Origin of the sequence: Frondihabitans sp. Leaf304, assembly GCF_001423105.1 — a bacterium.
Lineage (GTDB): Bacteria > Actinomycetota > Actinomycetes > Actinomycetales > Microbacteriaceae > Frondihabitans.
Genome location: NZ_LMNV01000003.1, coordinates 627,046 through 650,423, shown reverse-complemented (window position 1 = coordinate 650,423; position 23,378 = coordinate 627,046). Strand labels below are relative to the sequence as shown.

The window sequence follows — 23,378 nt, the reverse complement described above, 5'->3', positions numbered from 1 at the left end:
CTTCAGCAACACCTTGAAAGCCACCCCATGACGGGGTGGCTTTCTTGCGTTTAACCCACCAATCGGTTGCCCCGGTCGAAGGTAAGATTGCTGTCGATGTCTGCCTCCTTTACGACCGCAACCGGCGCCGATGTACGCGTCCGGTTCTGCCCCTCGCCCACCGGAACCCCTCACGTGGGTCTGATCCGCACGGCGCTCTTCAACTGGGCCTACGCCCGCCACACGGGCGGCAAGCTCGTGTTCCGAATCGAAGACACCGACGCGGCTCGCGACAGCGAGGAGAGCTACGGGCAGATCATCGAGGCCCTCCGCTGGTTGAAGCTCGACTGGGACGAGGGGGTCGAGATCGGCGGCCCGCATGCCCCATACCGCCAGTCGGAGCGCCATGACATCTATCAGAGCGTCATCGAGCAGCTAAAAGAGCGGGGGCTGCTCTACGAGAGCTTCGCGACCGGTGAAGAGATCGAGGCTCGGAACATCGCGAACGGGCGGGATCCTAAGCAGGGGTACGACAACTTCGAGCGCGAGCTCACCGACGAGCAGCGGTCGGCGTACCGAGCCGAGGGGAGGGCGCCGGCCCTCCGGTTGCGCGTGCCTGACCGCGACCTCAGCTTCGATGACCTGGTGCGGGGCGAGATCACGTTCCCTGCCGGATCCTTCACCGACTTCGTCGTCGTGCGCCCCAACGGGATTCCTCTCTACACCTTCGTGAACCCCCTGGATGATGCCCTCATGGGCATTACTCATGTGCTTCGCGGAGAAGACATCCTCTCGTCGACGCCGCGGCAGATCGCCCTTTACGAGGCGCTGTACGAGATCGGTATCGCGAAGTTCATTCCGCGATTCGGCCACCTTCCCTATGTCATGGGGGAGGGCAACAAGAAGCTCTCCAAGCGCGACCCCGAGTCGAATCTATTCCATCACCGAAGCAATGGTTTTATCCCGGAAGGGCTCGTCAACTACCTCGCTCTTCTGGGGTGGTCGCTGACCCACGATCGCGACGTCTTCTCGCTCGACGAGATGGTTGCGGCGTTCGACGTCGAAGACGTCAACCCCAACCCCGCTCGTTTCGACCACAAGAAGGCCGAGTCGATCAACGGTGATCACATCCGTCTTCTCGAGCCGGCTGACTTCGCGTCGCGGCTGGTGCCCTATCTCGGCGAGTACATCTCGACACCGCCCACCGAGGCGGAGCGGGCCATCCTCGACGCTGCGGCACCGCTGGTGCAGGAGCGCATGCAGCTCCTCGGCGAGACTCCCGGTCTGCTCGGCTTCCTGTTCACGGCCGATACCGACCTCGACTACGCGGCGGATGCGCTCAAGACGCTGGGCGACGGTGCCCCGGATGTGTTGCGCGCCTCGATCACTGCCGTCTCAGGCATCGACGAGTGGACGCACGCGGCCCTCGAGGAGTCGCTCCGCAGTGCCCTCGTCGACGAGCTGGGCCTCAAGCCGCGGAACGCGTTCGGCCCTCTCCGCGTTGCCATCTCGGGTCGCCGTATCAGCCCTCCGTTGTTCGAGTCGATGGAGATCCTCGGGCGCGAGTCGACGGTGGCGCGGCTCGAGAAGCTGGCGGGGCAACTGTGACCGAGGCTGAGACAGAGACCGTCTACGACATCGCCATCGTCGGTGGCGGGCCGGCGGGGCTCAGTGCCGCGCTGAACCTGATCCGCGCGCGACGCAGCGTGTTGCTCATCGACAGCAACCGCCCGCGTAACTCCGCCACGTTGATGTCGCACGGATTCCTGACGCGAGACGGCATCTCTCCGCTGGAGCTCCGCAAGCTCGGACGCGACGAGTTCCTCGCATACGAGGGCGCCGAACACCGGATGACCATGGTCCAGTCGATCACCCGGGGCCACGACGGCTTCGTGCTCGAGTGCGAGCTCCGTCGCAAGACGAGTCGGGCCGTGGCAAAGGTCGTTCTCGTCGCGACGGGCCTGCAAGAGACACTCCCCGACATCGAAGGCCTCCGCGCGTTTTACGGCACGGCGTTCCACAGCTGCATCGAATGCGACGGATACGACAAGCGCGATCAGGCGCTGGCGGTCATCGGGGAGGAGCCCGACCTGGCGGAGCGCGCTCTGCTCCTCAGTCAGTGGAGCGCCGACCTGCGCGTGTGCACGAACGGCGCCGACAGTCTCACCCTCCTCGACGAGCAGGCTCTCGACGCCCGAGGGTTCACGGTCGATCGACGTGGCATCGCCGAGATCCAAGGCGGACGGGAAGGCGTGACCGGTATCCGGTTCGAAGACGGCGACGTCGTGGCCATCGAGGGAGGCTTCGTGCGACCCGCGTGGGCGAGCGAACTCGGCTACCTGGCCCCGTTGGATCCTGCATTCGACACCGACGGTCTGCTGGTCGCCGACGGACACGGTCGAACGTCCGTCGACGGGCTCTACGTCGCCGGCGAGTCGACCGCCCCCGGCCCACAGCAGCTCATCGTGGCCGCGGGTGCCGGTGCGCGCACGGCGGCCACCATCAACCGCGATCTCGTCGGTGGCCTGCACGAGCTCGCCGATGCTGTACAGTAGATCCGGTTCGGCAACGAGCTACAGCGACTGAAACGCACTGCTTGCAAGCAATGCATAACAGTCATTGGGGTATGGTGTAATTGGCAACACGACTGATTCTGGTTCAGTTGTTCTTGGTTCGAGTCCAGGTACCCCAGCAATCGAATCCCCTGTGCACTCGCAAGCGAGAGCCCGGGGGATTGCTGTTTGTTCCTTTGAACGACGCTAAAGAGGGACGCTGGCGCGTCCGCCATCGAATCCCCTGTGCACTCGCAAGCGAGAGCCCGGGGGATTGCTGTTTGTTCCTTTAAACGACGCTAAAGAGGGACGCTGGCGCGTCCGGGACGAGTCCTCGCTTCGCTCGGACCGGTAACGGGGCAAGGTCGGCGGGGCCGGCTGGCGGGGCAGGGCTAGGGAGTCAGAGGGCAGGGGCGCCGGAGGCGTACCAGGCAGCGAGGCTAGCGAAACCCGCGTCGAGAGAGACCGACGGGTGCCAGTCGAGATCGTGGCGAGTGCGACGCTGATCGAACCAGTGCGCCGTCGACAGCTGCTCGGCGAGGAAGCGGGTCATCGGGGGCTCGTCGAGGCCGGGGCGAAGACGCCAGACAGCCTCGATGAGCGAACCCGCCGTGGTCGCCAGGCGAGCCGGAATGCTGCGCTCGGGCGCGGGCACACCCGCGGCGCGACAGATACCCCCGAGGAGTTCGGCAACGGGCCGAGGTTCCCCGTTCGTGAGAACGTACGCCCGACCATGCACATCCACCGCGCGTGCGAGCGCCTGAGCGATACCGGTCGCCGCATTGTCGATGTAAAGCGTGTCGATCAGGGCGGTACCGTGCGCGAGAAGGGGCAGGCGCCCCGAGCGGGAGCGATCGACGATCCGAGCCACGAGCTGGGTGTCTCCCGGGCCCCAAACGAGATGCGGACGCACCACGACGACCGAGAAGCCGGCGGCATCGGCGGCCAGCGCCAGGAGCTCGGCCTCGGCCTTGGTGCGCGCGTAATCACCGCGGGCCCGAAGCGGATCGGCGGGGCCGGCGCCTTCTCCTGACAGAGACGAGCCCGAGTGGGCCACCGAGGGCGACGAGACGAAGACGAAGCGCCTCACTCCGGCGCGCGCCGCCGCCGCGAGAAGCAGCTTCGTGCCGCCCACGTTGACCGCCTCGAACTCGGAGGGATCACCTGCCAGCGACACCTTGGCCGCCAGATGCACGACCGAATCGACCCCGACGAGGGCACGCTCAACCGCTGCGGGGTCGGTGATCGACCCGGTGTAGCCCTCAGCGCCATCGACACCCGACGGGCGCCGTTGGAACGTGCGGACCGAGACGCCCCGGCGGAGCAGCTCGACGGCGACCGCTCGACCGAGCAGACCCGAGGCGCCGGTGACGAGCGTGGTCATCTCGGAGCGACCAGCGGGCCGCCCTCGAGAATCGACGCGGCCCACGTGGCGAGGGCGGTGCGGTCGATCTTGGAGTTGTGGCGCACATCGGTGGGCAGAAGCGGCACGACCAGAACGGCTGCGACCTCGAGGCCCGCGACGTCGCGAACGGCGGAGGCGAGCTCAGGATCCGACAGGGCCACCTTCCGAGCACCCGGCTCGGTTTCGACCACGGCCACCGCGACCTGCGTTCCACGTGGTCCGACCCCGACGAGCGCGGCACGCCGAACGCCGGGCACCGACTCGATCCGCTGCTCGGGCCCGACCGGGGTCACCGCCCCGTCAGGCGTCGAGAGCACGTGGGGCAGGCGGCCTTCGATCCAGAGCCGACCGTCGCGGTCGATGTGGCCGACATCGCCCGTACGGTGCCATCGTCCGGCGGGGACATCTCGACGGAAGGCGCGATCGGTCAGCCAGAGCCGGTCGTAGTGGTCGAAGAGGTGCGGCGCGGAGACGACGATCTCGCCGGTGGTGCCGACGACTTCGGAGGGCTCGCCGACGGCGACGCCGTCGCGGTCAAGATCGCTGATGCGGATCTCGACGCCCGCGATCGGGCGACCGACGCAGACGCCTTGCACAGCCTCGGTCTGCTCTCGGGCAGCGCGCACCTCGTCGAGAGTCACGTCGGTCATCAGGAGACCCTCGGTCATGCCGTAGGGCGTGTGTGGCACGGCATTGGGCATGAGCGTCGCGGCTGATTCGAGGAGCGCGGCGGAGACGGGAGCGCCCGCCGAGAGGAAGGTGCCGACCTGGTTCAGCGCCTGCCGGTGCCCCTCCGAGAGGTCGCCCGCGGTGGCAACGACGTTCGTCAGGGCCGCGGGCGAGAGGAACAGCACCGTGGCGTCGATCTCGGCGGCCGCTGCAGCCACCGCCGTCGCGGTCAGAGTGGCGGGAGAGGTGACGTCCATGGCCGGTGTCACGGAGCGGGCGCCGAGGGCGGGGCCGAGCAGCGCGAAGGGCGCAAAGCCGGCGACGATGCCCGTCGAGGGTCCGACGCCGTACGTCTCCCCCAGGGTCGAGCAGAGAGCTGCGAGCCGGCGGTGGGTGTACGCGACGCCCTTCGCCGGGCCGGTGGACCCGGAGGTGAACAGGATGGCCGCGAGATCGTCGGCGCCGGGCGCCTCGGGCAGGCCGATCGCTGAAGCGGCACCCAGCGACAACAGCTCGGGGACGGAGTGCGCTACTCCGAGGGCCTTCTGGGCTGCGGCGGGGAGCGCGGTCGTCGAGATCTTCTGGCCCGGCCAGCCGAGGGCACGAGCGGCGCTCAGCCCAGGGAGGGCGCCGATGAGATGGGCCGGCCACGCTCCACGCACGGCGCGGGTGAGCCCCTTGACGCCGAGACCCGCGTCAGCGACGACGACCACGGCCCCCAGACGAAGGCAGGCGTAGAGGACGGCCGTCAGATCGACCCCCGGAGGCACGAGCAGCGACACGCGGTCGCCACGTTCGACCCCGGCAAGGGCGAGGCCCTTGGCGAGCCGGTCAACGCGACGAGCGAGGCCGCGCCAGGTCACGGAGGTACGGGTGCCGCCGGGCGTGGTCGGCATTTCGACGAGGGCGACCTCGTCGGACTCGCGCCTCTCGTCGAGGGCGCTGAGGAGAGAACGGAACGCGGGCTGTGCGGTCGCCGGCACCGGGGGATCCTGGGGTTCGGAACCACCGAATCGATCCCCGAGCCAGGAGAGCGTTGCGCTCGCGAAGTCGACGTCTTCGGCGACGAGGTGCCCCGCACCCTCGAAGCGGTGCACGTCGGCGTGCGGGAGACGGTCGACGAGATCGTCGAGATAGCGATCGCTAAAGATCGGGTCGCGGGGGCCCCAGAGGAAGAGGGCGGGAACGGTCAGGGCGCGGAGGCCCTCGGCGACACGTCGTCTCTCGGCATCGCTGACATGGGAGGCGTCGACGGGGATGTCGGCGACGAATCCGCCGACTCCGCCGCGGCGATCGGCCGAGCGATAGGGGGCGCGGTACGCCTCCTTGACGTCGAGGGCGAGCGGCGGGTGCGCGAGCGCGAGCGTGGTCTCGATGAATGCGGGGGTCGAGACGGTGGCGGCTCCGAGAACTCCTTTGCCGAGAGTGAGGCGGAGCGGGGCGGGGATCTTCGACGACTCCGGCTGATGCACGGCGGTGTTGAGCAGCAGAACGCCGGCGAGGAGGTCAGGGTGGTCGACGGCCCAGCCGAGCGAGATGACGCCGCCCCAGTCGTGGCCGAAGGTGACGACGGGGCCGGAGAGCGCGAGCGCATCGGTGAGGTCGGAGAGATCGCCGACGCGGAGGGTGAGGTCGCGCTCTACGCCGGTGCGCTCGGAGAAGCCCATGTCGAGCTGGTCGACGGCGATGACGCGCCAGACGGGGCCGCCGGATCGGGCCTGGTCGGTGGCCGCCGAGACCAGAGACCGCCAGAGGTACGACCACGTGGGGTTGCCGTGCACACAGAGGATCGTGCCCACCGGCTCCAGACCCTCGTCGGTGAGGACGGGGCCGGAGTCGAGCACATACCAGGTGCGACCGGCGGCCGGCACCAGCCGGGAGAACGAGTCGTCCATGCCGGGCAGGCCCCGAGGGGGGAGCGAAGCGGGGGCGACCTGCCGAGCCGCCCGGGGGAGGCGAGAAATCACCAGGCGAGTTCGGTCATGGCCGTGTTGATGCCGGAGCCGACCCCCATGAGGAGCACGCGATCCCCCTTGGACAGCGTCTTCGCCTCCTGGGCGAGTGTGATGGGGATCGACGCCGACCCGACATTGCCGAGCGTCGGGTAGGTAAGGGGGACGAGATCGCGATCGATACCGGCCGACTTGACGAAGTCGGCCGTGTGGATGTCGGAGACCTGGTGCATCACATAGCGATCCATGTGTGACCAGTTCCAGTCTTTCGCGGCATCGCGCCAGGCATGGACCACCAGTTCCATGCCGTGCTTGAGGAGCCCGGCCGCGTCGGTGAACATGCCGTTCACCGTGCCGACGCAGAGGTCGTTGTACTGGCTCGCCGAGCGCGTGATGCCGCCGATGATGCGGTGCCCCTCGGGATGGCGGTCAGCGCGACCGAGGACGGCAGCGGCGGCACCGGAGCCGAGGGTGAGGCTCGCGAACTCGCTCATGAAGTCGCGGCGGGCGATGTCGCCGTTGAGGAGACGGTCGACCGTGTTGGTCTGCACGTCGTCGAAATCTTCGCCGTCGACGACGAGGGCGTAGTCGACCTGACCGGCGTCGATGAGCGAAGCCGCGAGGTTCATCCCGTTGACGAAACCGAGACAGGCGTTAGCGATGTCGAAGTTGAGGGCGGCCGAGCCGAGCCCGAGCCCGTCATGGAGGTGTACGGCAACGGACGGCTCGAGGTTGCGGCGTGTGATCGAGGTGTTGATGAGCAGCCCGATTTGATCAGGCCGGATGCCGGCCTCGTCGAGCGCGCGCTTGCCGGCGGCGATGGCCGCCGCCTCGAACGTCTGACCGTCGCTCCAGTTGCGCCGCTCCATGACGCCGGCCACGCGCTGCAGCAGCCCCTTAGGAAGCTTCAGTCGTTTCAAGACGGGTTGAAGTCGTCGATCGAGCTCGTCGGAGGTGGTTACACGCTGCGCCAGCTCGCTTGTTACCGAGAGGAGGGCGACGTTTTTGTGCCTCGTCGTTGCATTTCCGTCCAACGGAGCTCCCTGTCCAGTTGTCGCGGGTCGATTTTGTACCCCCTGGAGTTTACGACCGCGATGACTGGATGGTTGCCGGATGCCCTGTAACCCCATATGCCGTGGCTGGCATATGCGGGGCGCCCTACTTTTTGACGGGAGTGAACTCGAAGTGCCAGGGCTCGCCGAAGTTGTTGCCGACCGGCTTCCAGCCGTACTTCGGGCCGTACTTGTCGGCCCAGCGCTTCTGAGCGCTTCCGGCGGTCTGCACGCCCGAATTGAGATCCATGGCCAGCGCCCACCCGTGGACGCTGGTGCCGGGAATGGCGGCCACCGACACGTTCTTCTTCTTCGTCCAGTACTTGCCGGCGTACGCGACGCTGTTCGCCACCTTCTTCGAGTGCTTGACGTAGCGCGAGTTCCAGATCGAGACCTGTTTGTCGTAGCTGCGGTAGCCCTCGCTGACACCCAGCTCTTTACCGAACTTCTTCTTGAAGGCCTTGTTCATCGACCCGTAGCCAGCCGCCGCGTCGATGCGGAGATAGCCGTTCGGGATGGCGATGAGTTTGGAGAGAGGAATCTTGCCATTGGTGTAGCCGCCCCAGGCGTGGGCGGGGGTGGCGGACGTGCCGACGACGAGGCCGAAGGCGAGCAGGAGAGCGAGTGCAAGAAGTGCCACGCGGCGAGGCGTGGTGAATGCCCGCAGTCGTGAGGCCGAGGTCATCGTCGGCTCGAGGGTTCCCGTGATCATGGAACGACCCTCGCATCATCCTGCAGGATGATCTTCCCCCAGTGCGGGTCGCCCCACTTCGGGGGCCCGTCGGCGTGTCGCCTTGCTCGGCACCGAAGTGGAGACGATTCCGGGCCGAACCGACTCTCAGCGGGGGTCGTCGTCGTCCGGTCCGCTCGGGGCGGTTACACTGGTCGCACTTGCCGACTTGGCGCAATTGGTAGCGCAGCTGTCTTGTAAACAGCAGGTTGCGGGTTCAAGTCCCGCAGTCGGCCCCACTCGTTTTCGACCCTGGTCGACCCCGGTGCCGCCTCGCGAGGCGGTGAGTCTCTCGAGGGCTTACGCTAGGGGGAGTTCGAAGCCTTTGAGGAGCCCCGCTTGTCTAACATCGTCATCGCCGTTGTCGCCATCGCGCTTTTCGTTTTCGGTATCTTCTGCTTCGGCCTGGCTTTCCAGGTGCCCGAGGCCTGGCGCTTCCTGACCTTCTTCGGCGGAATCGTGGCCTGCACCGTGGCGCTGTTCATCCCGATGAACTTCATCGGCCGCAGCAACCGCTCCTGGTAGCCCAGCCTCTTCGCGGAGGCGCAGTCGCTCGCAGGAGCACGGTGGCTTGCACGAGCACCGGCTCGCACCAACGCAGTCGCTCGCCTCAACGACAAGACCGGCCCGCCGCGAGCGGAGAGCCGGTCTTCGTTATGAGTGCTTCTAGAGTTCGGTGACGAAGCCCGAGGCGTCGACCGGCTTGCGCGGCTTGCGTTCGCGGTGGTCGACTCCGCCGACGTAGAGCCAGCCCAGAAGGTTCTCGCCCTTCGACAGCTTGTGTGCCTTTCTGACTTTCTTGGCACGCGTGTCGGAGCCGGTGCGCCAGAAGACCCCCCAGCCGGCCTCGTCGAGCAGCAGGCTGAGCAGGTGCGCGACGCCCGAGGCGACTGCCTCCTGCTCCCACTCCGGAACCTTGCGGCTCTCTCGCGGCGACGACACGATCGCGATGACCAGCGGCGCACGAAGCAGCTTGCGGGCACCCTTCTCGACCGAGTCGCCGTTCGCGCCGCCCGCCTTTGCGAGAGCGCGCCCGACCTTGAGCCGCGCGTCACCGCGCAAAGCGATGAGTCGCCAGGGCGCGAGGTGCGAGTGGTCGGCGACCGTCGCCGCGGCCGCCACGAGCTCGAGGAGCTCGTCGTGTGACGGGGCCTCCTCGGTGACGGTGGAACGGGAGCGGCGACGCAGGACGGCTTCGCGGACGGGCGAGGCCGTCAACGACGCTCCGGCGGTGTCGGAGAGGTTCACGCCTGCTCGTCGGCCTTGAAGTTCAGCGAGATGCTGTTCATGCAGTAGCGATCGCCGGTGGGCGTGCCGAAGCCATCGTCGAAGACGTGGCCGAGGTGCGAACCGCAGTTCGCGCAGCGGACCTCGGTGCGGACCATGCCGAGCGACTTGTCTTCGATCAGCTGGACGGCGTCGGGGTTGACGGACTCGTAGAACGACGGCCAGCCGCAGTTCGAATCGAACTTCGTGCCGCTCTTGAACAGCTCGTTGCCGCAGGCGGCACAGGTGTAGAAACCGGCCCGGCTCTCATCGAGCAGCTCGCCCGTCCAGGGGCGCTCGGTTGCGGCTTCGCGCAGCACGGCGAACTCTTCCGGGCTGAGCTCTTCGCGCCACTCGGCGTCGCTCTTCTCGACCTTGTACTCCATGGGTGCTCCTTCGTTCGGGGCCGGGACCGCTGGGTGCAGGATCCGGCCACCCCATTCAACACTGCACGCCCGGTGATGATTCCGTGTATGCACCCGGAACGCCGCCCGCACAGCGGGCCGTAGGCTCGGCGGCATGAGCACGGCGGACCGCTTCCAGGAATTCGCGGCGGTGGCGGCGGCCGGCGGCTCGCCGATCTACGCCGACTCGGCAGGCGGGATCGCCGGTGACCCGAGGCTCGTCGAGATCGTCGACGCGGCACCCGCAGGGTCGAGGCAGCCCGTGCTCGTGCTGGCCGTGTGTCGGATCCTGGGGGCGCAGCTCTCGTCGTTCGGCTCGCTCCGGGCCTGGATGCTCGACCATGCCGACGCCCTCGTGCTCGAACTGGGGCGACGGCTCACGCAAACGAACGATGTGCGGAGGTCGGGGCCGGTCGCTCTCGCGCTGGCCTCCGCTGGAATCGCCCGACCGATCGCGTTGCTCGAGGTGGGAGCGTCGGCAGGACTCGGCCTCTACCCCGACCGGTTCGCGCTCGCGGTGACTGCCGAGGGGTCCGCGTTCACGCTGGGAGACACCACGAGCGACGTCCGCCTGGCCACCGAGGTCGCCGGGCTCTGGTGGGGCGACGAGGATCCCACGCTGCCGCGCATCGAGGCACGGCTCGGCCTCGACCTGCAGCCCCTCGCCGTGACAGACGACGACGCCCGCCGCTGGCTCGAGACGCTGCTGTGGCCGGGTCAAGAGGAACGCGTGGATCTGCTCCGTGCGGCCCTGCGGGTGGCAGTGCAGGATCCGCCGACGTTGGTGACAGGAGACGCCGTCGACGGGCTCGAAGAGCTGGTCGCCCGCACGCCGCGGGGGCTCACGCCGGTGGTGGTCTCGACCGGCACCCTCGTCTACCTGCCGGGAGCCAGGCGCCAGGCGTTCGTCGACCTGGTGACCCGGCTCGGCGTGCGGTGGATCGCCTACGAGCGCACCGGGCTGCTGTCGGGAGTGCAGGCGACCGTGTCGGATCCTGGTCGTTTCACAGGGCGACCGGAGGCCTTCGCGACGCTTTCGCTCGACGGTGTCGCGCTCGCCGTGGGAGATGCGCACGGGACGCGAGTGCAGCCGGTCTGACGCGTGTCGGCCCGGGCTCGCTACCCGTGCGATCTAGGATGACGGCAACCGGAGGGTGCAGATGCAGAGCGACGAGGAGTACGTGCGCGGTCTCAGTGACCGCGATCGGCGCCTTCTCGACTTCGAGCAGAATGCCCCCGCCTCACCTCCGCGCAAAGCGGCGGCGATCCGGTCTGAATTGGGCCTTTCTGCCCCGCGATACCAGCAGCTGCTCGGTTCGCTCATAGAAAGACCCGATGCACTTGCCTACGCGCCGATGCTGGTCGGGAGGCTGCTGCGCCTGCGCGACTCCCGCGCCGCATCGCGCAGCGCCCGGACTTTCGGCCGCTGACCGCCCGATCACGGAAGACCAGACACCGCATGGCCAAGTTCCCTCAGGACCGTTTCGATGGCGTCCCCGACTCGCTGCTGCGCGTCGGCGCCCACCGCTCCGGCGTTCGGCGGCACCTCGGTTTGATCATCTTCGCGTGGGCTTTCCTCGCCGTGGGCGTCTTGACGGCGGGCGGCATCGCCTGGCTCACCGTGACCAACGACAGCTTCCAGTTCCGCAGCTCGGCGTCGACGAGTTCGAGCAGTGCGACGCCGAAATCCACGACGACGGGCACCGCCACCAGCGGGGCGACGAAGACCCCCGCGGCGACTCCGACAGCCACGCCCCTCGCCGACCCATCGAAGGTCGACTCCACGAAGACGACCATCACCGTGCTCAACGCGACCACCACCACGGGCCTCGCCTCGACTGCCGGAACCACCCTGACGAACGCCGGCTGGGTCGTCGGCAACATGGGCAACGCGTCGTCACAGGTCTCGACCTCCGTGGTCTACTACGACGACTCGGCGGCGGACAACGAATCGATCGCCCTCGGCATCGCGAAGTCGCTCGGGATCAACACGGTCGAGCAGAGCACGGCGTTCCCCGGCGCGACGATCACGGTGATCCTCGGAGCCGACTTCAACGCCCAGTCGTGAGCCGTCGGTAAGCAGCGTTTCGAAGCTCTGCGTGACGGGAAATGACGCCTTCGGTTACGGCCGTGTAAACAACAGGCCGTTTGGCGCCTCCCGGTCCGATTTTTCGGGCGGCACCCCCCTTTTCGGCCCGGCTCTTTATTACTATCTGGGTTCAGTCGGCCCCTCCGCACCGGTCCGTGCCGGCTGGGCAGCGCCACCGACAGACACAGCTAGGGAGTACGAAATGGCCAACGGAACCGTGAAGTGGTTCAACGCGGAAAAGGGTTACGGATTCATCACCGTCGAGGGGGACGGGCAGGACGTCTTCGTCCACTATTCAGCCATCGACATGAGCGGATACAAGGTGCTCGAAGAGGGCCAGGCCGTCGTGTTCGAGGTCGGGACGGGCAACAAGGGGCCCCAGGCCGAAGCCGTACGCCTCGCCTGAGTCGTCAGAGCAGAGAAGCGCCGTCCGCGAGGGCGGCGTTTTTCGTGTGGGTGACCGTTTCGGGAGGCGACGGGCGGGCGGTCTCGGGGGTTTCGGATCCTTGCCCAAGGGGCTCCTGAGAGCACTTGCACTCGATACGGCAGAGTGCCAGAATCAATTGGCACTCTCGATGAGGGAGTGCCAAAAGACTCACCTGATATACGGCACCAGCCGGGGCAGCGTGCCCCACGACGTCCGGGAGGGACGAAAAACCACATGGCTAAGATCATTGCTTTTGACGAAGAGGCCCGACGCGGCCTCGAGCGCGGCCTGAACATTCTTGCCGACGCTGTAAAGGTCACCCTCGGCCCGCGCGGTCGCAACGTCGTTCTGGAGAAGAAGTGGGGCGCCCCCACGATCACCAACGACGGTGTCTCCATCGCGAAAGAGATCGAGCTCGACGACCCGTACGAGAAGATCGGCGCCGAGCTGGTCAAAGAGGTCGCGAAGAAGACCGACGACGTCGCCGGAGACGGCACGACGACGGCTACCGTTCTCGCCCAGGCACTCGTGCGCGAGGGCCTCCGCAACGTCGCCGCCGGCGCCGACCCGATCAGCCTCAAGCGCGGCATCGAGAAGGCCGTCGCGGCCGTCTCCGCCCAGCTGCTCGAGAACGCCAAAGAGATCGAGACCAAGGACGAGATCGCCGCTACCGCGTCCATCTCGGCCGCTGACCCCACCATCGGCGCACTTATCGCCGAAGCGATCGACAAGGTCGGCAAAGAGGGCGTCGTCACCGTCGAGGAGTCGAACACGTTCGGCACCGAGCTCGAGCTCACCGAGGGCATGCGCTTCGACAAGGGTTACCTGTCGCAGTACTTCGTCACCGACCCCGAGCGCCAGGAAGCCGTCTTCGAAGACGCCTACGTTCTGATCGTCAACTCGAAGATCTCGAACATCAAAGACCTGCTGCCCATCGTCGACAAGGTCATCCAGTCGGGCAAGCAGCTCCTCATCATCGCGGAAGACGTCGACGGAGAGGCTCTCGCGACCCTCGTCGTCAACAAGATCCGTGGCATCTTCAAGTCGGTCGCCGTCAAGGCTCCCGGCTTCGGCGACCGTCGCAAGGCGCAGCTGCAGGACATCGCCATCCTCACCGGTGGTCAGGTCATCGCCGAGGAGGTCGGACTCAAGCTCGAGAACGCCACCCTCGACCTGCTCGGCCGTGCCCGCAAGGTCATCATCACCAAAGACGAGACCACCATCGTCGAGGGTGCTGGCGACGAAGAGATGATCGCCGGCCGCGTCAAGCAGATCCGTGCCGAGATCGAGAACACCGACAGCGACTACGACCGCGAGAAGCTCCAGGAGCGCCTCGCGAAGCTGGCCGGTGGCGTCGCCGTCATCAAGGCCGGCGCTGCAACCGAGGTCGAGCTCAAAGAGCGCAAGCATCGCATCGAAGACGCCGTTCGCAACGCGAAGGCCGCCGTCGAAGAGGGCATCGTCGCCGGTGGTGGAGTCGCGCTGATCCAGGCCGGCAAGACCGCTCTCGCAACCCTCGAGCTCGAGGGCGACGAGGCGACCGGTGCGAACATCGTGCGTGTCGCCATTGACGCTCCGCTCAAGCAGATCGCCTTCAACGCGGGCATGGAGCCCGGCGTCGTCGTCGACCGCGTGCGCAACCTCGACGTCGGATGGGGCCTCAACGCCGCGACCGGCGAGTACGTCGACATGCTGGCCGCCGGCATCATCGACCCCGCCAAGGTGACGCGCTCCGCTCTGCAGAACGCCGCCTCGATCGCCGGCCTCTTCCTCACCACCGAGGTCGTCGTCGCCGACAAGCCCGAGAAGAACCCGGCCCCGGCCGGCGACCCCACGGGTGGCATGGACTTCTAAGTCCGCTTCGCTTCACGACTCAGGCCGGTTCCCCCTCGGGGGAGCCGGCCTTTGCCGTTGCCGGTGGGTGTGCTGCCGGTGCCGCTCTGCGTGTCGGCTAGGTGACGCGGATCGGCCATTGCGACGTGGCGCGCCGGGTCGGTTTGGCCGAAGCGCGTCGGTTCGTGCGGGGTGGCGCCGGCCGGGAGAGCTCGCAGGATCCGCGGGGCGCTCTGCAGACGGTGACGAGCTGGCGCACCGTAAGGTGACGCGGATCGGCCATTACGACGTGGCGCGCCGGGTCGGTTTGGCCGAAGCGCGTCGGTTTGCAGGGTTCCGCCGGCCGGGCGTCAACGGCGCGCGCGGCGTCAGGAGAGCGTGGGAACCGGGCCTGCAGGCATCAGGGGCAGGGAGACGCGGAAGGTGGCGCCACCGCCGGGGGTGTCGAAGACGTCGACGTCGCCATGGTGGGCGGCGACGATACCGGAGACGATCGCGAGGCCGAGACCCGAGCCGCCGGTGTCGCGGGTGCGCGAGGTGTCGGCCCGCCAAAAGCGCTGGAAGATCTTCTCGCGGATCTGCGGCGGGATGCCCTCACCGTGGTCGATGATGTCGATGGTCGCCATGCCGCGGCCGGGGTCGGCCTGGACGGCGAGCTCGATCGGAGCGTCGTGGTCGGTGAATCGCATGGCGTTGCCCATGAGGTTCGTGACCACCTGACGAATCTTGTTCTCTTCGCCGAGGATCACCGGGCTGACGACGCCGTCGCCGGAGCCATCGGCACTCGGAGCATCCAGCGCGTCGGTGCCCGCTTCTGCTGCGCGGGCGCGTCGGATCCTGAGCCGGGCCAGGGTCGCACCGGCGAATGCGATCGGACCGGTCGTGCCGGGAGCGAGCGGTGCGACGGGGCCCGGGGCGACGACGTACTCGTCGCTCGACTCGTGGCCCGGATCGACCGGCTCGCGCACGAAGACGCGGATCTCGCGGTCGGTGTTCGACGCCATCGTGTCGAGCGCGGAATCGCGGGCGATGGTGACTAGGTCGACCGGGCCGAGCTCGAGGGGCTTGGACTCGTCGAGACGCGCGAGCTGGAGGAGGTCTTGGACGAGGACGCCCATACGGATCGCCTCTTTTTCGATGCGGTCCATGGCCTGGGCGACGTCTTCGGGCTTGGTGAGCGCGCCCATGCGGTAGAGCTCGGCGTATCCGCGGAGCGAGACCAGGGGCGTGCGGAGCTCGTGGCTGGCGTCGCCAACGAAGCGGCGCATCTGGTCGATGGTCTTCGCGCGGTCGTCGAAGGCGTAGTCGATGCGAGAGAGCATCGTGTTGAGGGAGCGGTTGAGTCTGCCCACCTCGGTGTTCGGCGTCGTGGTGTCGAGCCGCTGGCTGAAGTCGCCGTCGGCGAACCGGGCGGCGGTGTCTTCGACGTCGCGCAAGGGGGCGAAGGTCGAGGTCACCAGAAGTCTCGTGATGGCAGCGCCGAGGACGACCACGGAGAGGCCGAAGCCCAGGAAGATGTACGAGAACCGGGTGATCGTCGCGTTGGTGGTCGCGAGGTTCGTGCCGGCCACCACGGTCGCCTCGACCGACTGGCCCGTGGAATTGTCGGTGAGGGTCGTGTGATCCGCGTAGAGGCGCCACTCCTCCGTGCCCAGGGCGTTGTAGGTGCTAAAGGCCGTCGGGTGTGTGGCGGCCGACTGCTCGGTGAAGTCGGGAAGATACGGCGTGGACGACGCGGGCAGAGACGCACCGTTGTCGCAGAGGAGCTCTCCGTCGTTGGAGAAGATCGCGACGTAGCTGGTCTTGTAATTGCCGAAGTTCGAGGTGCAGGAGTCGGCGCCATCCCACTTGATGCTTGCCGCCCCCGTTTTCAGATCGCGGTCGACCTGGCCATAGAGATACGTGCTGAGCACCGTCATCGTGCCGAGGCCGGCGACGAGCAGCCCGAGCGTCACCAGGCAGACGGTGATGCCGGTGATCTTGGTTCGGATGGAGATCTCGTTCCACCACTGCGAGAGGCGTGAGTGCATGACTGCGCCAGATTAGCGGAGGGGCCTGGAGAAGCCTCGGGGCGAGAAGTCGGATTCACGGCGCACGCACCGGTTTCGACCTCTAGCGTCGGGTGTAGCGGGAGCACACCGCGACCGCGTGATCAAGGAGGATCGCAATGGCAGGAAACAGAGCCGTCGCCTACAAGGGGCCGGGCGAGGTCGAGGTCATCGACACCGACTACCCGACATTCGAGCTGAAAGACGGCCCGGGGGTCAATCCCGCCAACGTCGGCAGGCAGGTCAAGCACGGGGCGATTCTCAAGACGGTCGCCACCAACATCTGCGGTTCCGACCAGCACATGGTTCGCGGTCGGACAACGGCTCCCACCAATCTGGTGCTGGGTCACGAGATCACCGGCGAGGTGGTCGAGGTCGGGCCCGACGTCGAGTTCATCAAGGTGGGCGACCTCGTCTCGGTGCCGTTCAACATCTCGTGCGGTCGCTGTAAGAACTGCAAGGAGCGCAAGACCGGCATCTGCCTCAACGTCAACCCGGATCGCCCCGGAAGTGCCTACGGCTACGTCGACATGGGCGGTTGGGTCGGTGGCCAGGCCGAGTTCGTGCTGGTGCCGTACGCCGACTGGAACCTCCTGCGCTTCCCCGACAAAGACCAGGCGCTTGAGAAGATCATGGATCTGACGATGCTGTCGGACATCTTCCCGACCGGATTCCACGGGGCCGTGACCGCAGGCGTGGGCGTCGGCTCGACGGTGTATGTGGCCGGTGCAGGCCCGGTGGGCCTCGCCGCCGCGACCAGCGCGCTCCTTCTCGGCGCGGCGGCCGTGATCGTCGGCGACATGAACGAGGGCCGTCTGGCGCAGGCGCGAAGTTTCGGCTGCGAGACGGTCGACCTCTCGAAGGGTGGGCCGGCCGAGCAGATCGAGCAGATCCTCGGCATTCCCGAGGTCGACTGTGCAGTCGACGCCGTCGGGTTCGAGGCGAAGGGGCACGGCCACGACGCCAAGGAGGCGCCGGCCACCGTGCTCAACTCGCTCATGGACATCACCGCGGCCGGTGGGGCGATGGGAATCCCGGGGCTGTATGTCACGGGCGACCCGGGCGCCGCTGACGAAGCGGCCAAGAAGGGATCCTTGTCGCTGTCGCTCGGAACCGGATGGGCCAAGTCGCTGTCGTTCACCACGGGCCAGTGCCCGGTGATGAAGTACAACCACGGTCTGATGCAGGCGATCCTGCACGACCGGGTGCACATCGCCGACAACGTCAACGCCAAGGCGATCAGCCTCGAGGATGCCCCGCGCGGCTACAAGGAGTTCGACGCCGGCTCGGCGACGAAGTACGTCTTGAACCCGAACGGCTATCTGGACGGCGCGAAGGCCGCGTAACCGCGACCGGAATGCACGAACGCCGTGACCCGAACTGGGTCACGGCGTTCTTGTGTGCGAAGTCGATCAGACCTTGGCGGCCTTCAGCATGTAGCCGAAGCCACGCTTGGTCTGGATGATCGGCTCGGCCGAGAACTGGTCGAGCTTGCGGCGGAGGTACGAGATGTAGCTCTCGACGATGCCCGCGTCGCCGTTGAAGTCGTACTCCCACACGTGGTCGAGGATCTGCGCCTTCGACAGCACGCGGTTGGGGTTGAGCATGAGGTAGCGGAGCAGCTTGAACTCGGTCGGGCTGAGCTCGATGGCCGTCTCGCCGATGGTGACCTCGTGCGTGTCTTGATCCATCGTCAGCTCGCCGGCGCGGATGATCGCGTCTTCGTCTTCGTTCATGGTGCGACGCAGGATGGCCTTGATGCGCGCGACGATCTCGTCGAGGCTGAACGGCTTCGTGACGTAGTCGTCGCCACCGACCGTAAGACCCGTGATCTTGTCTTCGGTGTCGTCTTTGGCGGTGAGAAAGAGGATCGGCGACGTGTAGCCGGAGGAGCGGAGTCGCTTAGTGACGCCGAAGCCGTTCATGTCGGGCAGCATCACGTCGAGGATGATGAGGTCGGGCTCCTCTTCGAGGACCGCGGAGATCGCCTGAGCGCCGTTGCCGACGGCACGCACGGCGAAGCCGGCGAACCGGAGGCTCGTGGTCAGGAGGTCGCGGATGTTGGGCTCGTCGTCGACGATCAGGATCTTGGGGCCATCGCTCATGGGTCAAGTATCTGCGCGCCGTCTAAGCGTTTGCTGAGAGCTGGACGTGCGCCCTATGTCTGCGCGCTGGTGCTAAGCCCGGCTTAGGCGGCCAGGGCTGGCGAATCGAGGATCGTGTAGCTGTAGCCCTGCTCGGCGAGAAACCGCTGGCGGTTCTGAGCGAAATCCTGGTCGACCGTGTCGCGGCTGACCAGCGTGTAGAACGAGGCCGGAATGCCGGACTTCTTGGGGCGCAAGAGCCTGCCCAGTCGCTGCGCTTCTTCTTGACGCGAGCCGTAGGATCCTGACACCTGAATTGCGACCGTCGCCTCCGGCAGATCGACGGAGAAGTTGGCCACCTTCGACACCACCAGCACCTTCACCTCGCCATCGCGGAAGGCCTGGAAGAGACGCTGACGCTCGTCGACGGGTGTCGATCCCGTCAGCTTGGGGGCGTTCAGGGCTTCGGCGAGCTCGTCGATCTGGTCGAGATACTGCCCGATGACGAGGATCTGCTCGCCCTCGTGCTTGTCGACGAGCTGGCGGACGACGTTCATCTTGACGGGCGCCGTCGCGGCGAGCCGGTAGCGCTCTTCGTCGGGGGAGGCGGCGTACTGAAGGCGCTCCTCTTGGGGGAGGTCGACGCGCACCTCGTAGCAGTTGGCCGGCGAGATGAAACCCTGGGCCTCGATCTCTTTCCAGGGGGCGTCGAAGCGCTTCGGGCCGATGAGGCTGAAGACGTCGCCCTCGCGGCCGTCTTCACGTACGAGCGTCGCGGTGAGGCCGAGGCGCCGCCGTGCCTGCAGCTCGGCGGTCAGCTTGAAGACGGGCGCCGGAAGGAGGTGCACCTCGTCGTAGACCACGAGGCCCCAGTCGAGAGCGTCGAGCAGCGACAGGTGGGTGTACTTGCCCGCCCGGCGCGCGGTGAGGATCTGGTACGTCGCAATCGTCACGGGCTTGATCTCTTTGACCGCGCCCGAGTACTCGCCGATCTCGTCTTCGGTCAGTGAGGTGCGCTTGAGGAGCTCGTCGCGCCACTGCCGAGCCGAGACCGTGTTGGTCACGAGGATCAGCGTGTTGGTCTTCGCCTGCGCCATGGCACCGGCGCCGACGAGCGTCTTGCCGGCACCACAGGGGAGCACGACGACGCCCGAGCCGCCCTCGAAGAAGTTGTCGACCGCCTTCTGCTGGTAGTCGCGGAGGTTCCACTCGGAGGTGTCGAGGTCGATGGCGTGCGGGGTGCCCGGGGTGTAGCCGGCATGGTCTTCGGCGGGCCAGCCGAGCTTGATGAGCTGCTGCTTCACCTCGCCGCGAGCCCACGGCAGGAGCTCCCAGAGATCGTCGGCCCGCTTGACGCCCAGCAGCTCGCCGATCTTCTTCGCGCGCGTCACCTCGCTCAAGACGGCCTTGTCGGTACCGCGAAGCAGAAGCTGATCGCCGTCGCGCTCGATGACGATGCGGCCGTACCGGGCGACGGTCTCGGCGATGTCGACCGAGACGCTCTGCGGCACCGGGAACTTCGAGTATTTGTCGAGGGTCGCGAGCATGTCGTCGGCGGAGTGGCCGGCGGCACGGGCGTTCCACAAACCGAGGCGCGTGATGCGGTAGGTGTGCACGTGCTCGGGTGCGCGCTCGAGCTCGGCGAACACCGAAAGGTCGTGTCGGGCGTCCTCCGCATCGGGGTGGGCGACCTCGAGGAGGACGGTGCGGTCGCTCTGGACGATCAACGGGCCTGGCATAACCGGTCAGTCTATGCGCGGGGCCTGTGAGCGGCTCCGGATTGCGCCGGAGCCGCGATCAGGCAGGCGGAGTAGCGACGGCGACGATGCTCGACAGGGGCAGCGTGCGCTCGATGTCGGACTTGCGGTCGCGCCCGCGCACCCGGCCTCCACCGACGCCCGTGGGCTCCATCGTCAGCTGGCTCGTCGTGCCGTCGGCATGCGCGAGGGTGATCAAGACCGTCAATCGAGCGTGGGCGGCCGAGTCGAGCTGGCGGGAGATCCACGCCCGCTCGGTGTCGTCGTCGGTGCCGGAGGAGGCCTGAACGCGCTCCACCAGGGCGACGAGCGGATCGACGCCGACCGGCGGGGCGGACCGCCGCGGGCGGCGGCGAAGCGGCGGCCTGGTCGGTCGGCGATCGGCGTCTTCGAGCAGAACGGGATAGCGCTCGTCGAGCAGAGCCCAATAGACCGTCTCCGCGTCGAACCGGCTCAGCATCACGAGAGGGCCCGCCCGGAACAGGCCGATCGGCCGGAGCGCCTGATCGACCTGGGCGGTGTCGAGAAGGGCCGGATCGTCGGCGCGAAGCTGGCTGACAGCACCGAACGACGTCGCCTGAGGATCCAGGTCGGCGGCCCCGAGCTCAGCCACCCGATAGCGTCCGTGCCGGTCTGCCGTCTCGGTGAGCAGATAGTCGACCGGCTGGGGGATGCCGGTAGAGGACAGGGAGGTGAGGAACTCGCGGAGGCTGTCGGCGGTCTCGCCCGAGCTGAGGGCGGCCTGGATCCTTGTCTCGGTGATTCGATACGTCGCCGCGAGACCCGCGCTCTCGACATCGGCGATCAGGCGGAGACGAGCGTCGAGGTCGGGTGCGAGAGGGCCGGGAGCGACGACGGTCAGATCGTGCTGCAGATACACCTGGTCGATGGGCTGGGGGAGGAGGCCCCGGACGATCTCGGTGGCGGCCTCGACCCCATCGCCGAGCAGCGCGACGGCGGCGGAAGTCGGGCGCGACCCCGAGGTCAGGCCGAAGAGCTCGGCCGCCCGAGCGAAGGCATCGAGGCGCTCGACGACCCACGAGCCGCCGGCGGGGAACAGCCACTCGCTGAACGTGCGGAGCGGCTCGCCCCAGGACGTCGAGCTGCGCTGCGCGAGGACGGTGCGCACCTCGGCGGGCAGCGCGTCGAGCCAGGCCGACACGAGCGAGGCCCATCGGTCGGCCCAGGTCGAGAGGAGCCACGCCTCGGCTTTCGGGCCGGGAATCCAGCCCTCGGGGCCGAGCTCGACCAGGGACGCGGCCCGGGCCGCCACGAGGATCGGTGCCACGTCGTCGACGTCGATCCGAGCGGCCTCGGCGAGGCGCCGGCTCTCGGGAAGCGCCAGGCCGCCCCGAGCGAGCTCGCGCGCCGGGGCGTCGGTCACAGCGCGGACGATCTCGGCGACCTCCACGACGATCGCGTAGAGACGCTCGGCGCTCGCCGTATCGTGTGCGGCCTTCGCCTCGTCGTCGAGCTGCTCGACGGCCTCGAGCACGACGGGCGGACGGATGCCGGCGAGGCGGGCGAGCGTGAGCAGTGGGTCGTCATCGAGGGCCTCGGTGACCGTGTCGAAGGCGGTGGCGGTGGGTGCTGCGCTGGTAGTGGTGTCGGTGGCTGGTGAGCCGGTGCCGTCTATGCCGGTGGTGGCGTGGGTGGGTTCGCTGCTGTCGGTACTGTCGGCGCCGTCGGTCGACAGGAGGACGAGCAGGCGCTCGGAGAGTCGGTCGAAGGCCGCTTCGACATCGTCCGTCGACAGATCGAAGGCGGCTTCGGCTCGCTCGATGACCAGTGCGGCGTCGGCAGCGGTCGCCGTCGTGCGGAGAGCGATCAGCGACACACGGTCGAGGCGACTCAGCACCTCGCGCAGTGATGCCCGGTCGAGCAGGGTCTCGGCGAGGTCGAAGGCGTCTTTGACCGTGTTCGGTCGCGGCACGGTGCGGCCGAGGAGTCGACTTCGGAGGGTTTCGGCGTCGAGGGCGCGGAGCACGCCGGCGAGGTCGAGGGCGCTAGCCACGGGGCGCCTCTGCCCCGGTGCTCTGGCGGCCGCCGGTCAGCGTGTGTCGCCCCGGATCTCGCGTTGACGGCGAATCGCGCTGACGATGACGAACGCGATGATGAGCAGGATCGCGATCGGGAATCCGAGAACGGGCAGCACGGCGATCGCCGGCCAGATGCCACTCGCACTTGTCACGTGGGCTGCGCCACCGATGAGGTAGATGGCGATGCAGACAGCAGAGAAGACCGCCACGGTGATCGCGGCGTACACGAGGACACGCTCGGCTCGACGGATTCCGTCGGGAGCGTTCACGACCTGCTTCTTCTGTGCCACGGTGCTCAGCGTAGTCGGGGCACGGCTAGCCGTGGGCCCGTATGCTTGTCGGGCCCCACTACCTAGGAGTTCAGTCATGCCCACCGGCAAGGTCAAGTTCTACGACGAAGAGAAGGGCTTCGGCTTCATCGCGAGCGATGACGGCCAAGAAGTCTTCCTCCATGCGTCGTCTCTGCCCGCCGGCACGACCGGGATCAAGGCCGGCTCCCGGCTCGAGTTCGGCATCGCCGACGGCAAGAAGGGCGCCCAGGCGCTGTCGGTGCGTGTGCTCGAGAAGGCGCCGAGCCTCGTCGAGCGCAACCGTCGCTCGGCCGAAGACATGGCCGTGATCGTCGAAGACGTCGTGAAGATGCTCGACGGAGTCGGCAACCGCCTCCGCCGCGGCCGCTACCCCGAAAATGGCGCGCAGGTCGCCGCCGTGCTGCGCAAGATCGCGGACCAACTCGATGGCTGACGCGGCAGACCTCTACTCGCTGGCCCGCGAGGCGCTCCTCGAAATCACCCGCGACGACACGATCGGCGAGCCGCTCGAAGTGGTCGACGAGGGCGAAGGCGTCTCGACGGTTCGCTTCGCGAACACGCTGCCGGGCTACCCGGGCTGGTTGTGGACGGTCAGCATCGCTGTCGTCGGCGACGAGGAGCCCTCGGTGCTCGAGACCGAACTGCTCCCGGGCGACACCTCCCTGCTCGCACCCGACTGGGTGCCGTGGGTCGAGCGCCTTGCGGAGTATGAGGCCGCGCAGGGTGCGTTGTCGGAGAGCGACGACGATGAGTCGGATGACGATGAGTCGGATGACGACGA

Annotated in this window: 22 protein-coding genes and 2 tRNA genes; 13 read left to right on the top strand and 11 right to left on the bottom strand. The window is 67.5% G+C overall.

Going from position 1 to position 23,378, the window contains the following annotated elements; genetic code table 11:
• Positions 1-96: 96 nt before the first annotated feature.
• From gltX to ASF54_RS13375, 3 genes are all read left to right on the top strand, one after another.
• Entirely contained in the window at positions 97-1,587 is a 1,491-nt protein-coding gene (gene gltX, locus ASF54_RS13385) for a glutamate--tRNA ligase (RefSeq protein WP_055963848.1), read from the top strand.
• Complete coding sequence (locus ASF54_RS13380; RefSeq protein WP_055963845.1) at positions 1,584-2,534, top strand: NAD(P)/FAD-dependent oxidoreductase; 951 nt, start codon at positions 1,584-1,586, stop codon at positions 2,532-2,534. Before gltX ends, ASF54_RS13380 begins: the two co-directional genes overlap by 4 nt.
• A 65-nt stretch (positions 2,535-2,599) precedes the next feature.
• Positions 2,600-2,671 (top strand) — tRNA-Gln (locus tag ASF54_RS13375).
• Between the two features lie 260 nt (positions 2,672-2,931).
• On the opposite strand, the gene ASF54_RS13370 is transcribed toward ASF54_RS13375, so the two are convergent.
• From ASF54_RS13370 to ASF54_RS13355, 4 genes are all read right to left on the bottom strand, one after another.
• Complete coding sequence (locus tag ASF54_RS13370; protein ID WP_055963842.1) at positions 2,932-3,915, bottom strand: NAD-dependent epimerase/dehydratase family protein; 984 nt, start codon at positions 3,913-3,915, stop codon at positions 2,932-2,934.
• Positions 3,912-6,500, bottom strand: coding sequence for an alpha/beta fold hydrolase (locus ASF54_RS13365; RefSeq protein WP_055963839.1), 2,589 nt, complete (start codon positions 6,498-6,500; stop codon positions 3,912-3,914). Before ASF54_RS13365 ends, ASF54_RS13370 begins: the two co-directional genes overlap by 4 nt.
• Before the next feature lie 68 nt (positions 6,501-6,568).
• Positions 6,569-7,591 carry a 3-oxoacyl-ACP synthase III gene (locus ASF54_RS13360; RefSeq protein ID WP_055963837.1) on the bottom strand — a complete coding sequence of 341 codons (1,023 nt, stop codon included), beginning with the start codon at positions 7,589-7,591 and terminating at the stop codon, positions 6,569-6,571.
• A gap of 124 nt (positions 7,592-7,715) precedes the next feature.
• Positions 7,716-8,321 (bottom strand): M15 family metallopeptidase, encoded by a 606-nt coding sequence (locus ASF54_RS13355; RefSeq protein WP_055963833.1) that lies wholly within the window; start codon positions 8,319-8,321, stop codon positions 7,716-7,718.
• A 181-nt stretch (positions 8,322-8,502) separates the two neighbouring features.
• Between ASF54_RS13355 and ASF54_RS13350 the strand changes: the two genes are divergently transcribed.
• Both ASF54_RS13350 and ASF54_RS13345 read left to right on the top strand, forming a co-directional pair.
• Positions 8,503-8,578, top strand: a tRNA-Thr gene (locus ASF54_RS13350).
• A gap of 100 nt (positions 8,579-8,678) precedes the next feature.
• Positions 8,679-8,864 (top strand): hypothetical protein, encoded by a 186-nt coding sequence (locus tag ASF54_RS13345; protein ID WP_055963829.1) that lies wholly within the window; start codon positions 8,679-8,681, stop codon positions 8,862-8,864.
• Between the two features lie 141 nt (positions 8,865-9,005).
• Here ASF54_RS13345 and ASF54_RS13340 read toward each other — a convergent pair whose 3' ends face one another.
• Both ASF54_RS13340 and msrB read right to left on the bottom strand, forming a co-directional pair.
• Positions 9,006-9,587 (bottom strand): nitroreductase family protein, encoded by a 582-nt coding sequence (locus ASF54_RS13340; protein WP_055963827.1) that lies wholly within the window; start codon positions 9,585-9,587, stop codon positions 9,006-9,008.
• Positions 9,584-9,991: a peptide-methionine (R)-S-oxide reductase MsrB gene (gene msrB, locus ASF54_RS13335; RefSeq protein WP_055963824.1), complete on the bottom strand. Its 408-nt coding sequence runs from the start codon at positions 9,989-9,991 to the stop codon at positions 9,584-9,586. Before msrB ends, ASF54_RS13340 begins: the two co-directional genes overlap by 4 nt.
• 133 nt (positions 9,992-10,124) lie before the next feature.
• On the opposite strand from msrB, the gene ASF54_RS13330 reads away from it, so the two are divergent.
• The 5 genes from ASF54_RS13330 to groL all read left to right on the top strand — a co-directional run bounded on the left by ASF54_RS13330 (position 10,125) and on the right by groL (position 14,379).
• On the top strand, positions 10,125-11,108 hold the full coding sequence (locus tag ASF54_RS13330) for a DUF2332 domain-containing protein (RefSeq protein ID WP_055963822.1): 984 nt from the start codon (positions 10,125-10,127) through the stop codon (positions 11,106-11,108).
• Between the two features lie 61 nt (positions 11,109-11,169).
• A complete protein-coding gene (locus tag ASF54_RS13325) occupies positions 11,170-11,439 on the top strand; it encodes a DUF3263 domain-containing protein (RefSeq protein WP_055964110.1) in 270 nt (89 codons plus the stop codon).
• Between the two features lie 29 nt (positions 11,440-11,468).
• Positions 11,469-12,077 carry a LytR C-terminal domain-containing protein gene (locus ASF54_RS13320; protein WP_055963820.1) on the top strand — a complete coding sequence of 203 codons (609 nt, stop codon included), beginning with the start codon at positions 11,469-11,471 and terminating at the stop codon, positions 12,075-12,077.
• Between the two features lie 223 nt (positions 12,078-12,300).
• A complete protein-coding gene (locus ASF54_RS13315; RefSeq protein ID WP_055963817.1) occupies positions 12,301-12,504 on the top strand; it encodes a cold-shock protein in 204 nt (67 codons plus the stop codon).
• Positions 12,505-12,759: 255 nt separating this feature from the next.
• On the top strand, positions 12,760-14,379 hold the full coding sequence (groL, locus tag ASF54_RS13310; protein ID WP_055963814.1) for a chaperonin GroEL: 1,620 nt from the start codon (positions 12,760-12,762) through the stop codon (positions 14,377-14,379).
• Between the two features lie 347 nt (positions 14,380-14,726).
• On the opposite strand, the gene ASF54_RS13305 is transcribed toward groL, so the two are convergent.
• A complete protein-coding gene (locus ASF54_RS13305) occupies positions 14,727-16,388 on the bottom strand; it encodes a sensor histidine kinase (RefSeq protein WP_055963811.1) in 1,662 nt (553 codons plus the stop codon).
• 137 nt (positions 16,389-16,525) lie between these two features.
• Between ASF54_RS13305 and fdhA the strand changes: the two genes are divergently transcribed.
• On the top strand, positions 16,526-17,752 hold the full coding sequence (gene fdhA / locus ASF54_RS13300; RefSeq protein WP_055963808.1) for a formaldehyde dehydrogenase, glutathione-independent: 1,227 nt from the start codon (positions 16,526-16,528) through the stop codon (positions 17,750-17,752).
• Positions 17,753-17,818: 66 nt separating this feature from the next.
• Here fdhA and ASF54_RS13295 read toward each other — a convergent pair whose 3' ends face one another.
• The 4 genes from ASF54_RS13295 to ASF54_RS13280 all read right to left on the bottom strand — a co-directional run bounded on the left by ASF54_RS13295 (position 17,819) and on the right by ASF54_RS13280 (position 22,576).
• Positions 17,819-18,511: a response regulator transcription factor gene (locus ASF54_RS13295; protein ID WP_055963805.1), complete on the bottom strand. Its 693-nt coding sequence runs from the start codon at positions 18,509-18,511 to the stop codon at positions 17,819-17,821.
• 83 nt (positions 18,512-18,594) lie between these two features.
• Positions 18,595-20,229, bottom strand: coding sequence for a DNA repair helicase XPB (locus ASF54_RS13290; RefSeq protein WP_055963802.1), 1,635 nt, complete (start codon positions 20,227-20,229; stop codon positions 18,595-18,597).
• 58 nt (positions 20,230-20,287) lie between these two features.
• Positions 20,288-22,261 carry a helicase-associated domain-containing protein gene (locus ASF54_RS13285; RefSeq protein ID WP_055963799.1) on the bottom strand — a complete coding sequence of 658 codons (1,974 nt, stop codon included), beginning with the start codon at positions 22,259-22,261 and terminating at the stop codon, positions 20,288-20,290.
• A 36-nt stretch (positions 22,262-22,297) separates the two neighbouring features.
• Positions 22,298-22,576 (bottom strand): hypothetical protein, encoded by a 279-nt coding sequence (locus ASF54_RS13280; RefSeq protein ID WP_055963796.1) that lies wholly within the window; start codon positions 22,574-22,576, stop codon positions 22,298-22,300.
• Between the two features lie 76 nt (positions 22,577-22,652).
• On the opposite strand from ASF54_RS13280, the gene ASF54_RS13275 reads away from it, so the two are divergent.
• Positions 22,653-23,030 carry a cold-shock protein gene (locus ASF54_RS13275; RefSeq protein ID WP_055963793.1) on the top strand — a complete coding sequence of 126 codons (378 nt, stop codon included), beginning with the start codon at positions 22,653-22,655 and terminating at the stop codon, positions 23,028-23,030.
• Positions 23,023-23,378: DUF3027 domain-containing protein (locus tag ASF54_RS13270; RefSeq protein ID WP_235481072.1), on the top strand; the 356-nt coding region annotated here is incomplete at its 3' end. The genes ASF54_RS13275 and ASF54_RS13270, both read left to right, overlap by 8 nt.

Coding starts and splice junctions, on each gene's coding strand:
- msrB (WP_055963824.1), bottom strand. CDS start 9,991: ATGGAGTACAAGGTCGAGAAGAGCGACGCCGAGTGGCGCGAAGAGCTC.
- ASF54_RS13295 (WP_055963805.1), bottom strand. CDS start 18,511: ATGAGCGATGGCCCCAAGATCCTGATCGTCGACGACGAGCCCAACATC.
- ASF54_RS13370 (WP_055963842.1), bottom strand. CDS start 3,915: ATGACCACGCTCGTCACCGGCGCCTCGGGTCTGCTCGGTCGAGCGGTC.
- ASF54_RS13365 (WP_055963839.1), bottom strand. CDS start 6,500: ATGGACGACTCGTTCTCCCGGCTGGTGCCGGCCGCCGGTCGCACCTGG.
- gltX (WP_055963848.1), top strand. CDS start 97: ATGTCTGCCTCCTTTACGACCGCAACCGGCGCCGATGTACGCGTCCGG.
- fdhA (WP_055963808.1), top strand. CDS start 16,526: ATGGCAGGAAACAGAGCCGTCGCCTACAAGGGGCCGGGCGAGGTCGAG.
- ASF54_RS13290 (WP_055963802.1), bottom strand. CDS start 20,229: ATGCCAGGCCCGTTGATCGTCCAGAGCGACCGCACCGTCCTCCTCGAG.
- ASF54_RS13355 (WP_055963833.1), bottom strand. CDS start 8,321: ATGATCACGGGAACCCTCGAGCCGACGATGACCTCGGCCTCACGACTG.
- ASF54_RS13275 (WP_055963793.1), top strand. CDS start 22,653: ATGCCCACCGGCAAGGTCAAGTTCTACGACGAAGAGAAGGGCTTCGGC.
- ASF54_RS13325 (WP_055964110.1), top strand. CDS start 11,170: ATGCAGAGCGACGAGGAGTACGTGCGCGGTCTCAGTGACCGCGATCGG.
- ASF54_RS13305 (WP_055963811.1), bottom strand. CDS start 16,388: ATGCACTCACGCCTCTCGCAGTGGTGGAACGAGATCTCCATCCGAACC.
- ASF54_RS13330 (WP_055963822.1), top strand. CDS start 10,125: ATGAGCACGGCGGACCGCTTCCAGGAATTCGCGGCGGTGGCGGCGGCC.
- ASF54_RS13315 (WP_055963817.1), top strand. CDS start 12,301: ATGGCCAACGGAACCGTGAAGTGGTTCAACGCGGAAAAGGGTTACGGA.
- ASF54_RS13320 (WP_055963820.1), top strand. CDS start 11,469: ATGGCCAAGTTCCCTCAGGACCGTTTCGATGGCGTCCCCGACTCGCTG.
- groL (WP_055963814.1), top strand. CDS start 12,760: ATGGCTAAGATCATTGCTTTTGACGAAGAGGCCCGACGCGGCCTCGAG.